We start from the raw sequence: 15510 nt of genomic DNA, 5'->3' as shown, positions 1-15510 counted from the left end.
TGCAGACACAGACTGCTTGCTGCTCCGCATAAGAAACCTCTTTATCATACTATGACATTTCTTAAATTTTAGTGACTGTCCTTGCCTTTTTTTCAGGAACAATCTATACTAATGACAGGAATGTTTTTGTATATCAGGAGGCTAATTTTGAAATATTTTTATAAAGGATTCGGACTTTTTATTTTATTTTGCGTGTCCATTTTTATATTTGGACAACATATACCCAGCATAAATGTGGGTACAGCGACGGCAACCAGTCTGCAGGACTCTGCGTTTCCGCTTGTCAACCTTTCCGTAAGCGGTTACACGATCAATACGCTTCACGGCTACAGCAGTGAGCTCGACAGCGGCAATATCCGAGAGTCTGTCACACCGATCGGTGCTGACAAGACCTTCGATGTGATCATTTCCGAAAGCACATTGAAGATCAAGCGGCTGGATTATGATCTGAGGGATATCGCCAATGACAAAAGCATCGGAAGCGGTACATTATCGGCATTTGATGAGAGTAAGGATCAGAAAACCGCCCGTTTAAAACTGGATGCTGCGATGAACGCCAGCACCGAATACGGACTGGAGATCACGCTGACAACCAATTACAGCAAACAGATCCATTTTTATACCCGCGTCAAATATTACGAGGCTGACTGTTTCCTCAAGCAGAAGCTTGATTTTGTCAGCCGGTTTCATAACGCAACCTTTAACATGGAAAAGAACTTCGAGATCAAAAATTATCTCGAAACCAACGGAAGCAACGATTCCACTCTGGCAAATGTAAATATTTATTCCAGCAAGAAAATGATCACCTGGAATAATCTCAAGCCGAAGGTTGTTTCTGCCTGCACACCGACGATCAAGGAGTTAAACATTGAGACAGCTGCTGTGGAACAGGTTTATTATGTAAAAGCAAAGACAGACACCGGAACAGAAACGTATCAGGTGAAGGAGTTTTACCGAGTCCGCTACACAACCGGCCGCATTTATCTGCTGTATTTCCAGCGCACGATGGAAGCTGTCTTTGATCCGGAGCTGACCTCAACCTCACAGAGTGAGTTTAAGATCGGTATTTCCAACGAGGAGGATCTCGGTATTTCCTCCAGCGAGGATAACAGCAAAATGGCATTTGTCCGCAACGGCAATCTCTGGTACTATGATCTTCATTCCGAGAAGCTGAATCAGGTTTTCTCCTTTGTGCAGGATTCGACTGATTATATCAGAGACTATTACGATCAGCACAACATCCGCATTATCAACATCGACAATGACGGCAATATTGACTTTGTCGTTTACGGCTATATGAACTGTGGTGATTATGAGGGACGTGTCGGCATCATTCTTTACAGCTATGATGTAAAGAAGAATCAGATCAACGAGCGTATTTATCTTCCTCTTGAAACAAGCTATCAGCAGCTCAAGGAAGACTTTGGCGATTTCTGTTATGTAAACCGCAAGAATGTATTTTACTTCTCTTTATATGACAGAGTATACGCTTATAATATCACTTCCAGACAGTATACGGTTCTGACAAAAAACGCATCCAGCGGGAATTTCGCTATGCTGGAAAAGGCAAAATGCTTCGTCTGGTCCAATGCAACCTCACAGAAGCCGGCAACGCGCATCACGATCCTTGATCTGGAAACAGAGCAGCGCCGGACTGTTACCGCCCGCAAAAGCGAAAGCATTCGTGTTCTCGGTGCGATTGATTCCAGTGTTGTTTACGGCTATGTACGCAATTCAGATATGTATAATTCCGAGGACGGCGAACGCATTTCTCCGGTTTATAAGCTTGTGATCGCCGACAGCAAGGTGAAATTTTAAAAGAATATCAGACAAAAAAACGTCTATATCATTAAAACAAATGTTGATAAAGATATTATTCAGTTAAAGCGTGTCCGTAAAATCGGACAGAAGTTTAAAAAGATTGCTGACGACAGTATACAGCATCAGCAGGATAACACAGCGAAATCCTTTGATCTCACCTCGCGTGTGACAGACAAAATGCTGACCGAGAAATATATTACTCTGCCGGCAGGCTTCCTGATGAAGGGCAAGCCAAAGATTACCTACACCAAGTATGTGATGGTTACGGAGAATACAACATTTTATATCAACAACCCAAGCAAAAACGCTTCCGATAAGTATTATATTTATGCTTATGGCGGGATCACCGGCTCCTCTTCCGATGCGGGCAATGCGATCCGTCAGGCGGATGAACAGATGGGTGTTGTTATGGATAACCACAATCACATTGTCTGGGAGCGCGGCGGCAAGTTCCTAAGTAACACCGTTTCTCTCATGGATAAGACAACGGTATCCGGCAATGTTTCCAGCATGAAGGCGTGCATGCATATGCTCCTGCAGTCTGCGCAGGTCACGGAAGATGCCTCCGCACTCAAGGGTGCATCCACCATGGATATTCTTAAGAAATATATCAGTACCCCGGTAAATCTGACCGGCTGTACTGTCGATGAGATTTTATATTTTGTAAGCAGCGGTAAACCGGTGATCGCCATGAAGAATTCTTCACAGGCAGTGCTGATCAACGCTTACACCTCAAGCTCTGTGAGCTGGTTTGATCCGTCCACCGGAGCCACCACGAAAATGTCACCAAATGGAGCAGAACGTTTCTTTGAGAATGCAGGATATGTATTTATCAGTTATATTTAACGACTGTTTAATTATGTGATTTTTTCAGTCTTTTAGAAAGGTATGGTGATCAATATGAAAAATGAAAAACGTGTATTTCTGATCGTACTGGACAGCGTTGGCGTTGGCGAAGCACCCGATGCCGCCGACTTCGGCGATGTTGGCAGCCACACCGTTTATGCAGCATCAACCGATGAGCATTTCTATATGCCTCATATGCAGAAGCTTGGTTTCTTTGAGATTGAGGGAAACCGTGTCGACAAACGACATGCCTGGGCGCAGAAAAAGATTACGCCTGCCGGTGCTGTCATGCGTATGCAGGAAGCATCCCGCGGCAAGGATACAACCATCGGTCACTGGGAGATTGCCGGCATTATTTCGCCAAAAGCAATGCCTACTTTCCCTGACGGATTTCCGCAGGAGCTGATCGATGCCCTCGAGAAAGAAACCGGCAGAAAGGTCATCTGCAACAAGCCTTATTCCGGTACGGTCGTGATCGAAGAATACGGTAAAGAACATATGGAGACCGGCAGTCTTATCGTGTATACCTCCGCAGACAGTGTATTGCAGATTGCAGCACATGAGGATGTAATTCCTATTAAAGAGCTGTATCACATCTGTGAAATTGCGCGCCGTCTCTGTCAGGGTTCATGCGCAGTCGGGCGTGTGATCGCCCGTCCGTTTATTGGGACACCGGGTCATTTCACCCGCACCAGCCGCCGTCATGATTTCTCCCTTACTCCACCGAGAGACACGATGCTCGATGATATCAAAAACGCCGGTCAGGACGTTCTCGCCGTCGGCAAGATCAACGATATTTTCGCAGGAAAAGGAGTCACACAGATGACACGTACCGAGGACAACGAGGACGGTATTAACAAAACTTTGACTTACATGGATCAGGATTTCCACGGACTCTGTTTTGTCAATCTGGTCGATTTTGATATGAAGTACGGACACCGCAACGATGTTCCGGGATACGCCGCTGCTCTCTCCTACTTTGACAAGCGTCTTCCGGAAATCATGGCAAAGCTCAGACCTCAGGATGTCCTGATGATCACAGCAGACCACGGATGCGACCCAAGCACTCCATCCACTGATCACTCCAGAGAGTACACTCCTCTTGTGATCGCAGGCGATCCGATCCTTGCAGGTACCAACCTCGGTACAAGACCGACCTTTGCAGATATCGGCACAACCATCTGTGATTATCTTGGTGTTCCACAGCAGTTAGACGGGACATCTTTCCTAAAAAATATCATCAAATAACGTCAATATTACCAAAAATATTTTTTTCAGAGAGACAGATTCTCGTAAAATCTGTCTCTTTTTTACTGCAATTTTTGTGACCTATTACCTCTAGCATTTTCCAAAAAAATTCGCTACAATGAATTTGGTTTTGAGGTGAAGAAAGGAATTTTTATGAAAAAACATCTTTTCTTCCTGTATTCTATTTGCATCATTATGATATGCGGTCTGTTTCCATATAACATACCGTTTGATCTTACGCATTCTTATTCTGAGAATGAACCCATTCAGGTCATGGCAGCATCTGCCGGACATACCGACATTAAACATGCCAAAACCCTTCGAAGCGGTACATCTTTTCAAACAAAGGCTGCTCCGGAAGGTTTTCATTACTATTGCCTTTTTGCGCCTGCATCAAGGGGAGAAATGACGATAAAGATCCGCTCTTCACAGAGGATCTCCCTCTCATTTCAGCTATACGACCAAAAAGGACTTTTGTATCCTCCCTCCGATTATACCTATGATCCTGAGGAACATCTTCTAACCATCCACTACGATACCACTGCATACCGGCGCTATCTGCTGGGGCTTTTTAACGATCAGAAGCATTCCCTGCGTTACACAATCACATACTCTTATACAAAGACTGCGCCGTCCCCGTCACCCATTATCAAGCACAAACGATCACCTCAAAAACCAAAACCACTTGGCACTGCAAAGCCATCCGGTATTGCAAAGCCACAGACACAACGTAAAAATGCACCGTCTTCCGGCAGAAGAACAGCCACTCCCGGCAGGAAAACGGCTTCTTCTGGCAGAAACCCAAATAATTCGGTTCAAGCCGGCAGAAAAAACACGAACGCTTTTGCCGATAATACTTCAAAAATAACTCTTTCAAGCACATTTTTGCACGTCAGAAAAGGCGAAGCTTTTTCTCTTCACGCCACCGCAGTGACATCACAGAATTATCACCTAAACTGGGAATTCTCATCCAGTGGTTTTCTGAAAAAAAGCTCTGTCAAAAGCCGGAAAAACAGCTCTGACATCACACTGACAGCAAACCGTACCGGCATGGTAATCGTCACTTGCCGTACAAAAGAAAACCGGACAATTTCCTGTTCCTGTACGATCAAAATAACTGAATAAAAGGAGTAAATTCTTATGAATAAAAACGAAACTTTTCTATTTCCAAAAGAATTGTCAAACACATGGCATGTTACCGACATTATTTATTTCAGCAAGGATTACACGGTCTGCCGTGTCCAGAATATAAACTCACGTCTCGACTACATTATGAAGGTCTATTCCTCCAGATGTTTTTCAAAAAGAAAGTTTGAAGCAGTGTCCAATTTAACGGACAGATACTTTATCACGCCCAAAACACGTCTTTCTATCCGGCACACAGAATACATCTTCTTTCCGGCAGTTGAGACATTAAAGGATGTCCTTTATCATTCCGGCATGTCCTTTCACGACATCCTCTGTCTTGGGATCAATCTGATCGAAGCCGTTCAGATTCTCTCCCGCAATGGGATTTATGAAGCTGATATCAGCCCTAATAACATTTACCGTAATGCCAAAGGAAGCTTCTGTCTTGGAGATCTTCCGCTTGAGAAGAGTCCAATTTTTGGTACACCTCCTTTTATTGCCCCTGAGTATATAGATATTAAATTCTCCCGTTCATCGTCAACCGCTGCTTCGTCTACTGATACATTCACCCCCGGTTCCTTTTCCATCCGTTCCCGGAAACAGGATACCAGACAAGAGCAGTTTGAAACCTCTATGCAGTATTCGATCTGCAGCTTGCTCCTCGCACTCTGTAAACTTCAAAAATATTTCTGTTTCGAAGAAATACAGAATATACTCACCAAGGGCACAAGCGACTCTCCGTCAGACCGTTACACATCTCTGGATGAATTAAAGCACGTTTTTGCAACGCTGTCTTCACATGAGATTCCATCAAACGAATCTCTTCTTCTACATCGCAAGAATCATCCACTCTTTCACACCAAAACATTACCTATCCCAAAAAACGGACACAACATTGCAAACTATGCAGTTGGTATTCTTCTGATGGTGTCCATCATATGCTTCATTGTTGTTATCCATCGCTATAATCATATGTATTCCGCATCCGCACCAACAAACCATATCTCCGCCGCACAGCGTTTTACCAGCGTGCCTTCGTCTCCGGCAGCTGTTGAAGTTGACATTCAGAATCATAATTTATACTCCTTCTCAACTGCTGTGAAGAATATTGACAATGCCGCCGATGTCATCTGCCTGTATGCCGGGAATAATCACTTTTCCACCCTCGATAATATCACAGAGCTTCCCCATCTTCAGGAACTCTATGTCAACGAAAACCGAATTACCGATATCAACGGAATCAACGCATGTACATCCCTCACAACAGCAGTTCTTTCCTGCAATGATATCCGTGATATTTCCGCCTTGTCAAATCTGACAAGCTTGGATTATCTGGACCTTTCCGGCAACCGCCATTTGTCGCAGACAGAACCTTTATATGATCTGGATCATCTCCAGATTTTAAATATATCCAATACAAGTGTGTCCAAAAAACAGTACAGACAGCTTTGTAAAAAGCTGCCTGCCTGTAACATTATTTATTAAATTCTCTAATATCTTAAATTGAAATATTATCACAAATTTGCAACATTTCGGCAAAAGAGTCGAAAAAGTTCCGCTTTTTCCTTTGCACACATTATTGCTTATAAACACCATCCTTTGTGACATAAGCAATAATCTCTTTCATTGGCTCTACCGGTGTATCACTGTATTCATACGCTGTTTTAGATACTGCACAGCCTGCTTCAGCTTTTCTTCATCTGAAGCATAAAGGCGGGCAAGCACCTCTCCCTGCTTTACATATTCTCCGGTCTTGTGATAAAAACGAAGTCCGGCTTTCGAATCGATCCGGCTCTCCTTTGTCTCACGTCCGGCACCCAGAACTACTGATGTTTTTCCGCACTTTTCAGTGTCCATGGACTTAATATAGGCGGACTTTTTCATCACGAAATCTTTCTGATAAGGTGCTTTCTCAAACTTCTCCGGATGATAAATATAACTTTCATCGCCCCCCTGTTCCTTTACCATTGCGGCAAGCTTATCAATTCCCTTGCCGTAATCAATGGCATCCTCAACCATTTTACGGCTCGTCTCCAGATCGGCAATCTCACCCAGATACAGCATATATGCGGCAAACTCCACGCAGATTTGCCGAAAATCCTCCGGACCTTTTCCCTGCAGGGTTTCAATTGCCTCGACCACCTCGATGTCATTTCCAACAGCTTCGCCCAAAGGCACATCCATATTAGTAAGAATAGCAACGGTCTGCCTTCCTGCATTCTCGCCGATTTCCACCATTCGCTGTGCAAGACAGATTGCATCGTCAATATTTTTCATAAAAGCACCGCTTCCGACTGTGACATCCAGCACAATCTTGTCGCTGCCGGAGGCAAGCTTCTTACTCATGATCGAAGCAGCAATCAGCGGAATACTGTCAACAGTCGCTGTAACATCACGAAGTGCATAAAGCTTTTTATCCGCCGGCGCAATTTCTGCAGACTGACCGATCACGCTCAGCCCGATATCATTGACAATTTCAAAGAAACGTTCCTCTGAAATTGCTGTCTGCATACCAGGGATAGATTCCAGTTTATCAATCGTTCCCCCGGTGAAGCCAAGACCGCGTCCGCTCATTTTGGCAACTCTTCCTCCACATGCTGCAACTAACGGTGCGACTGCCAGCGTTGTCTTATCACCGACGCCGCCGGTACTGTGTTTGTCTACCTTAATGTCCTTAATTTGGGACAGATCAACCATATCACCGGACTTTGCCATACTGTCCGTAAAAACGGACAGTTCCTTTTCCGACATACCTTCATAATACACTGCCATCAAAAACGCAGACACCTGATAATCCGGTATTTCTCCTGCCACATAGCCTTCTACCATATATGTGATCTCTTTCGGAGTAAGTTCAGATCCTTTTTTCTTTTTGTCAATAATATCATACATTCTCATTGCCATTCCCCATTTCTATCCTTCCTGATAACAACATTTTACAACAAATCTCCGACAAAGCTCAGTGGCAGCAATTCCTTCAACAGATACATTTTGTATTCCTTCTCTGATTTTGCCAGTATGATCTGAAATGTCTCCGGATCACAAAACTCAGCCATTACCTGCCGGCAGATACCGCAGGGCGGGCAGAAATCCGGTTTTTCATTCTCCCGTCCTCCAACGATCACAATGCATGAAAAATCTGTTATCCCTTCCGAGACTGCTTTAAAAATTGCCGTTCTTTCCGCACAATTTGTCGCCGGATAACTGGAATTTTCAATATTACACCCCTGAAATGTTTCACCGTTTTTCGCTTTCAGACAGACCCCCACTTTAAAATGCGAATATGGTGTATATGCCTTTTCTCTCGCATCAATTGCTTTTGCGATCAATTCTTCCATAATCAATCACCATGCCTTTCATATTCTTATCCCTGCTCCAGTATTTTGACCAGACGGCTTGTTCCGAGCCGGTCCGCTCCCAATTCGACAAACTTTTCAGCATCGTCAAAGGAACTGATTCCTCCCGCTGCTTTAATCTTCACATGAGGTGCCACATTCTCCTTGAAAAGCCTGATATCCTCAAAGGTTGCTCCCGCTGTAGAAAATCCGGTAGATGTTTTAATAAAATCAGCACCACTTTCTGATACAACCTGACACATTTTAATTTTTTCTTCCCGCGTCAGCAGACAGGTTTCGATAATGACCTTTAATACATGATCCCCGCAAATTTGTTCAAGGCTTTAATCTCATCCTTCACCTTATGAAATTGACTATTTTTCACATCACCGAGATTGATCACCATATCAATCTCGTCCGCACCGTTCTGAAGAGCATCCTCTGTTTCAGCAATTTTCACCTTTGTCGTATTATAACCATTTGGAAATCCAATCACCGTGCACACTTTTATTTTCCCGTTCAGATAGTCGGCAGCTCTTTTCACATAAGACGGTGGAATGCATACGGAAGCCGTATTGTATTTGATTGCCTGACTGCAGATTCGCTCAATCTCCTCCCATGTTGCTGTCTGCGCCAGAAGTGTATGATCTACCTTCTCCATAATTTGATTTCTGTCCATAATCAACCCCCATTTCTTTTATTCACAAATATCTTTTTAAACAAATTTCAAATTCACATTTTCCTCTATTTCCAGTTTATACAATGTGCATATGTGTTGCAAGAAAAATAATTTAATCTTTCCATAATAATTATAAAATCTTAAGATTTAACACTTTTCACTGTCACATTTTCATATTATAATAGAATGAGAATCGGTTATACTATAATAATCGGTATATAATAATGCAAGGTAAAGGAAGCATGACAGGTAACATATCCACGCGATAAGACCGGGCAGATGACTTATTGTCATGTAACCACGAAAGGATTTTTATGAAATTATTAACAATTACAATTCCCTGCTACAATTCACAGGAATATATGGAACATGCGATCAACTCCGCTCTGATTGGCGGAGATGATATTGAGATTATTATTGTCGATGATGGTTCATCCGATAATACATTACAGATTGCCAAGCAATATGAGGAAAAATATCCCTCTATTGTCCGCGCGATTCACAAAGAAAACGGAGGACACGGCTCTGCAGTTAATACCGGCATTGATAATGCCGAGGGTGTTTACTTTAAGGTGCTTGACAGTGACGACTGGCTTGACGCCTATAGTCTGCAGCGCGTTTTACAGCTTCTCCGCGAGATGATCACAGACGGCATCGGACTTGACATGGTCATTTCCAATTACGTTTATGAGAAGCCAAGTGTTCACAAGCATAAGGTAATGTCCTACAACATTGCTATTCCTAAGGATAAGGTGATCAGCTGGAAGGATTTCAGACATTTCAGAGTCAGCCAGAACCTTTTAATGCATTCGATCATTTACCGCACAAAGCTGCTCAGAGATTGTGGTTTAAGACTGCCGGAACACACATTTTATGTGGATAACCTTTATGCATACAATCCGCTTCCATATGTTAAGAAAATGTACTATCTGGACGTGGATCTGTACCGTTACTATATCGGTCGTGATGATCAGTCTGTCAATGAAGCCATTATGACAAAGCGTATCGACCAGCAGATTAAGGTCAACAAGCTTATGATCGACGCCTATGATCTGATGAACATTAAGGATTTTAAACTACGCAAATATATGATCAAATATCTTGCGATGATGCTGATTGTCAGCTCTGCACTTCTGGTCAATGAGGGATCACCGGAAAGTCTCCAGAAGCGTGACGATCTCTGGAATTATCTGCATAATAAAAATATTATTCTTTATAATATTATCAATCGCAGACGTCTCGGCAAAGTCATGCAGATGAAACACAAGTCCGGTCAGAAGATTATCATCCACGGATACCATATTTTCAACCGGATCTACGGATTTAACTAGAAACAGCATACCAGATTATTTGTACGTCGTATGTTGTTTCAAAAGATATTAATTCACAATTTACACAGGAAAATTCGTGTAAATTCACAATTGGAGTGATTTTATGCAATTACCATTATATTATAACGAAGAAGACGAATGGAATCGTGCACTGCTCCTGTACGACTCTGTTCTTCGAGAGATCAACACAAAGCTTGAGATATTAAACAACGAGTTCAAACAGGCACACCAATATAACCCGATTGAGCATATTACCTCCCGCATCAAATCGCCGGAGAGCATTGCCCGCAAAATCCGCAAGAAAGGTCTTGAACTGACTGTGGAGAACATCGTCAAATATGTGAATGACGTAGCCGGTGTCCGCATTATCTGTTCTTTTACGTCTGATATTTACCGGATTGCTTCTTCGATTTCCAATCAGGATGACGTTACGGTTCTCCGTGTAAAGGATTATATCGCAAATCCAAAGCCAAACGGATACATGAGTTATCATATGATCGTATCCATCCCGATTTTCCTGACAAATGATGTTATCGACACAAAGGTTGAGATTCAGATTCGTACGATCGCAATGGATTTCTGGGCAAGCCTGGAGCATAAGATTTATTATAAATTTGAAGGAAAAGCTCCTGCCGGTATTAAGGATGAATTAAAAGAATGTGCCAATATCATCTCCTTTTTGGATGAGAAAATGCTTTCGATCAACGAAAGTGTCAAGCACTACCACGAGGATTTCAACGGCGGCGTTGCCATGAGCAGCGACACCCCTCTCCCCGTTGTTTCTGCTGATAACACGGGATCCTCTGCCAACAGCCTGGACGCCCTAAAGTCTTATTATGGTTCTATCGCTGAGGATTAATAACAAGAAACACTTTCAATCCTGCAAATATGCAGGATTGAAAGTGTTTGTAGGATTGTGGGAATTATTTTATAATGAAGCAATACATTTAAAATTCGTATACTTCTCTCTTATAGAATACGATACACCACATACGCCACAAACATCGTAGCCATCACACACCCATGTATGCGCTGCAGCTCATTATTCTTATAAGCAAATATCCACACACAAACTGCGCTGCAGCACAATGCGATCATATCATAAATTTCAGAAACCGATACCATGATCGGACTGATCACTGCCGCTGCACCGACCACAATTGTCAGATTAACGATGCTGCAGCCAATCACATTTCCAATGACATAGTCCTGTTTTCCCTGTTTCCACGCAAAAACACTGATCCACAATGCCGGCAAAACACCCATCATAATAGCAGCCGAATAATCCACAACACCTTCACTTACCGGCAGAGAAATCGCATTTTTCATGCCATTCCATCCACAAGATAATAACAAGGAACCACATATGATCACAACGATACTGCATCCACATTTTAGTAACAAAGCAGACTCTATTTTCACATTTTCATTGTCTTTGACCATCTTCCTTGTGATTTTACCAGTCATATAAATATAATAAATGAAAAATATAATTAGTATAATTCCGTCAACCCTGCTTACCACCCGTACAGCACGTTTTCCATGAAACAAATAATCTGCACTCAAATATAAGACAACAATTGCAACAATGATCAAATAAGAAAATTCTCTCTCCATCGTTCCACGCGGAATTTTCATCTTCCCCGTCATTGCGCAAACTCCCAAGATCAAAAGAATCATAAACAGACTTCCCATAACAGAAGTTGTCATGACATTCTGTGTCTGATGCTGCTCTCCGCACAGAATTGCATTTACAATATTCCAGCCTGCAGCTCCTGAGATTCCAAGCAGTATTGCAGTATTGAACATCGAATTTTTCGTTGTTTTAGCAAAGCAGATACCCTGTTTTACCAGAATATCTGCTCCAACTATCTGTAATATAATTCCTGCTATGATTAAAAATACATACATCATATTTTCTTTTTAAACAAAGGACTGCTGTTTGTCTTTGCCTCTTCCAGCGCCTGTTGTTCCTCCTCAGACAAAATTACAAATGCCTCTCCATTTACTATTTCTTTCGTATATGTGTAGCATCCCTCATTTGTACTATGCATGGAATTGATCAGGAAACCATCGTTATCTGCTGTCAGCAGTACGAGTACAAAACTGAGCTTTCCACCTATCTCCTTAAATGCATCATACTTCACCAGTCCAACCTTTTGGTATGCTTTTATCAGACGTGAATCAATATTCTCCAGCTGCTCATGAATATTCTTTGTATCCTCGGAAAGTTCATCAATAGCAGCGAACTTATCTAATATCGCCTTTTCCAGATTTTTTCCATTCTCTCCATCCATAAAAATCTTATATTTTTTTCTGGTATTTGCATCCTTGATCATTGTAACCAGAAGCAGAATAAATAAAATGATAATAACTGCAGCCATGCCGATCACCACATAGCCCAAATCAATTCCAAATTGTTCAAACAGTTTCATGATTCATCCTCTTTTCTGTATATTTGCTATATAATTATTTCATTTTGTAGCATATAATGACGTTAGTGTCAAAAGTAAATTTTACTGTTTCATTGCCATCATCATTGTCATGATGCGGTCAAATTCGTCAGCAGAGAAATATTCAATTTCTATCTTTCCTTTGCCTTTTCCCTTATTATTGATGTTAACCTTTGTACCAATCACAGACTTTAACTTTTCCTCATAATCTTTATAGATCAGTTCAGTCTGTGTGTCCTTTTCTCTCACTTCCTTGACCGGCTTCTTCTTATCTGCAAGATACTTTTTCACCATCTTCTCTGTTTCACGTACACTCATAGAATTGTCGAAGATCATGACTGCCAGCTTGTACTGCTCATCTCCATCGGATACACCAAGAAGTGCTCTGGCATGTCCACTCTTGATTTTATCTTCGATGATCATCTCACGTACTCTCTCATCCAGTTTCAGAAGACGAAGCGAATTAGTAATTGCAACACGACTCTTTGATACTCGCTCCGCCACCTCATCCTGTTTCAAATTAAAATCCCTGATCAGACGATCATAAGCTTCTGCTTCTTCAATGGCATTCAGATCTTCTCTCTGTATATTTTCGATCAATGCAATTTCCATCACCTGCTGATCCGAATAATCTTTTACAACAACAGGAATTTCTTTTACTCCTGCTTCTCTTGCAGCTCGCCATCTTCTTTCACCGGCAATGATCGTATAAAACCCCTTCTTTCCTTTTTGTACGATCAATGGTTCAATCAATCCATGCTGTTTAATAGATTCTGCAAGTTCATGAATCTTGTCCTCATTAAAATTCTTTCGAGGCTGATTATTATTCGGTTCAATCTTATTGATATCAATCGTATCAACCTCTTTGACAACTTCCTTTACAACCTGTTTCGTTTTCGTATTATCTCCGGATATCATTGCATCGATACCCTTTCCTAATCCCTTTCTTGCTGCCATTTTTATCCCCTTTTCTGACTTAATAAAATATTATTTATCTTCGTTCCTTATTTATAACGATCAATTACTTCCTTTGCCAGGTTTCGATAACTTACCGCACCTGCTGATTTTGGTTCATACATATTAATTGGCAAGCCATGACTTGGTGCTTCCGCAAGTCTGACATTTCTTGGAATAATCGTCTTATAAACATTTTGCTTGAGATTTTCTTTTACATTTTCAACAACCTCCATGGAAAGACATGTTCTTCCATCATACATTGTGAAAACTACACCCTCAATCTCGAGGTTTTCATTCAAACGATTCTTTACCAGATTAATTGTATGTATCAACTCACTCAGTCCTTCCAGTGCATAATACTCACACTGAATCGGAACAAGAACAGTATCTGCTGTGGTCATTGCATTGATAGTCAACATACTAAGAGAAGGTGGGCAATCAATAATCACAAAATCGTAATCATCCTTTACTTTGTCTACTTCTTTTTTCAAAATATACTCTCGTTCCTTGATTCCAACTAGTTCAATCTCCGCTCCGGCAAGATCGCGATCTGATGGAATTACAGACACATTATCCACTACTGATGGACTAATACAATCCCATATTGGTGCATAATTAATCATAAGATCATACACTGTTGCCTTTAAAGAATCCTTATCAAGACCCAATCCACTTGTTGTATTTCCCTGTGGATCAATATCGATTACCAGAACTTTCTTTCCTTTTTCCGCAAGACAGGCTGATAAATTGATCGAAGTGGTTGTTTTACCAACACCACCCTTTTGATTTGATATTGCAATTACTCTACCCATTAATTCTCATCCTTATCCTTTCTGCACGTTTTATGTTTCACGTGAACATAAATATAACTATCCTTAGATACAAACAGAAATGTTTCACGTGAAACATTTCTGTTTTAACCACAATATTTATTATACCACGGATTTATAATTCATTCCATACTGGAAACAGATTTTTAAGAGAAAAGCAATTATTTACAGAGGTTTTTTTCTTGGTATTCCGTTATTTCTCGGATATTTATCTGCTGTTTTATCAAACTTTTCAAAAATCAAGAAGTTACGATGAATATCCGTATCCGGCAATTCAAAAGCAATGTTTTGTTTCAATTTACAACACAATTTATTCTGAGCATTCTTTGATTCTGCTAATTCATCATCAGAAGCTACCGACTTATAAGAAATAAAACTTCCACCCTTTTTTATAAATGGGATACAATATTCCAAAAGAACCGACAAATTAGCAACTGCTCTTGATACACATAGATCAAATTGTTCCCTATAATTCATATCTTTAGCAAGTTCTTCTGCTCTACTGTGAATACATTCTACATTATTTAATCCAGACTTTTTCACTACATCTTTCAAAAAAAGGATACGCTTATTTAATGAATCCATCAATGTAAAATGAACATTCGGAAGTAATATTGCTAACGGAATTCCCGGAAATCCTGCTCCCGTTCCAACATCAATTACTCGACTACCATTTTTCACTTCATAATAATTTATCAATGACATACTATCAAAAAATGTTTAAACAACCTCATCCTCATCTGTTATCGATGTCAGATTCATTACCTGATTCATTTCTAACATATAATCGTAAAACGTTTCAAATTGTTCTAACTGTTCACTCGATAAAGATATATCATTTTTCTGACATATATCAAACAATTTATTTTTCATATAAAATAT

At 41.1% G+C, this 15510-nt stretch carries 13 protein-coding genes and 2 pseudogenes; 7 read left to right on the top strand and 8 right to left on the bottom strand.

Annotated elements, in window-relative coordinates:
- Positions 1–234: 234 nt before the first annotated feature.
- The 5 genes from DXA20_RS05140 (at position 235) to DXA20_RS05115 (ending at position 6528) form a co-directional block, all read left to right on the top strand.
- Complete coding sequence (locus DXA20_RS05140) at positions 235–1818, top strand: hypothetical protein (RefSeq protein WP_147403698.1); 1584 nt, start codon at positions 235–237, stop codon at positions 1816–1818.
- Between the two features lie 168 nt (positions 1819–1986).
- On the top strand, positions 1987–2667 hold the full coding sequence (locus tag DXA20_RS05135; RefSeq protein WP_147403697.1) for a hypothetical protein: 681 nt from the start codon (positions 1987–1989) through the stop codon (positions 2665–2667).
- 54 nt (positions 2668–2721) lie between these two features.
- Complete coding sequence (locus DXA20_RS05130; protein ID WP_118559609.1) at positions 2722–3915, top strand: phosphopentomutase; 1194 nt, start codon at positions 2722–2724, stop codon at positions 3913–3915.
- A gap of 153 nt (positions 3916–4068) precedes the next feature.
- The gene (locus DXA20_RS05120; RefSeq protein WP_147403696.1) at positions 4069–5040 is read left to right on the top strand and encodes a hypothetical protein; all 972 of its coding nucleotides are present in this window, start codon (positions 4069–4071) and stop codon (positions 5038–5040) included.
- 15 nt (positions 5041–5055) lie between these two features.
- Complete coding sequence (locus DXA20_RS05115; protein ID WP_118559539.1) at positions 5056–6528, top strand: leucine-rich repeat domain-containing protein; 1473 nt, start codon at positions 5056–5058, stop codon at positions 6526–6528.
- Positions 6529–6675: 147 nt separating this feature from the next.
- On the opposite strand, the gene DXA20_RS05110 is transcribed toward DXA20_RS05115, so the two are convergent.
- The 3 genes and pseudogenes from DXA20_RS05110 to deoC all read right to left on the bottom strand — a co-directional run bounded on the left by DXA20_RS05110 (position 6676) and on the right by deoC (position 9057).
- The gene (locus tag DXA20_RS05110; RefSeq protein WP_330420651.1) at positions 6676–7947 is read right to left on the bottom strand and encodes a thymidine phosphorylase; all 1272 of its coding nucleotides are present in this window, start codon (positions 7945–7947) and stop codon (positions 6676–6678) included.
- A 32-nt stretch (positions 7948–7979) separates the two neighbouring features.
- Positions 7980–8381, bottom strand: coding sequence for a cytidine deaminase (gene cdd / locus DXA20_RS05105; protein ID WP_330420650.1), 402 nt, complete (start codon positions 8379–8381; stop codon positions 7980–7982).
- A 26-nt stretch (positions 8382–8407) separates the two neighbouring features.
- A pseudogene (gene deoC / locus DXA20_RS05100) lies at positions 8408–9057 on the bottom strand (deoxyribose-phosphate aldolase).
- A gap of 314 nt (positions 9058–9371) precedes the next feature.
- Here deoC and DXA20_RS05095 point away from each other — a divergent pair.
- The gene (locus tag DXA20_RS05095; RefSeq protein ID WP_118559537.1) at positions 9372–10388 is read left to right on the top strand and encodes a glycosyltransferase family 2 protein; all 1017 of its coding nucleotides are present in this window, start codon (positions 9372–9374) and stop codon (positions 10386–10388) included.
- Positions 10389–10491: 103 nt separating this feature from the next.
- Positions 10492–11247 (top strand): GTP pyrophosphokinase, encoded by a 756-nt coding sequence (locus tag DXA20_RS05090; protein ID WP_118559536.1) that lies wholly within the window; start codon positions 10492–10494, stop codon positions 11245–11247.
- 110 nt (positions 11248–11357) lie between these two features.
- Here DXA20_RS05090 and DXA20_RS05085 read toward each other — a convergent pair whose 3' ends face one another.
- From DXA20_RS05085 to rsmG, 5 genes and pseudogenes are all read right to left on the bottom strand, one after another.
- Positions 11358–12299, bottom strand: coding sequence for a sodium:calcium antiporter (locus DXA20_RS05085; protein WP_158577145.1), 942 nt, complete (start codon positions 12297–12299; stop codon positions 11358–11360).
- Positions 12299–12823 carry a DUF4446 family protein gene (locus tag DXA20_RS05080; RefSeq protein ID WP_022305632.1) on the bottom strand — a complete coding sequence of 175 codons (525 nt, stop codon included), beginning with the start codon at positions 12821–12823 and terminating at the stop codon, positions 12299–12301. The genes DXA20_RS05085 and DXA20_RS05080 overlap by 1 nt, the downstream gene beginning before the upstream one ends.
- A gap of 81 nt (positions 12824–12904) precedes the next feature.
- On the bottom strand, positions 12905–13798 hold the full coding sequence (locus DXA20_RS05075; protein ID WP_022305633.1) for a ParB/RepB/Spo0J family partition protein: 894 nt from the start codon (positions 13796–13798) through the stop codon (positions 12905–12907).
- Between the two features lie 47 nt (positions 13799–13845).
- Positions 13846–14610, bottom strand: a complete 765-nt coding sequence (locus DXA20_RS05070; RefSeq protein WP_022305634.1) for a ParA family protein — start codon at positions 14608–14610, stop codon at positions 13846–13848.
- 183 nt (positions 14611–14793) lie between these two features.
- A pseudogene (gene rsmG / locus DXA20_RS05065) lies at positions 14794–15501 on the bottom strand (16S rRNA (guanine(527)-N(7))-methyltransferase RsmG).
- Positions 15502–15510: the final 9 nt, after the last annotated feature.

This window comes from Roseburia sp. AM59-24XD (assembly GCF_003478445.1).
Classification (GTDB): Bacteria; Bacillota; Clostridia; order Lachnospirales; family Lachnospiraceae; genus Jutongia.
The sequence above is the reverse complement of the archived record's forward strand: the minus strand, read 5'-3'. Positions and strand labels throughout refer to the sequence as shown.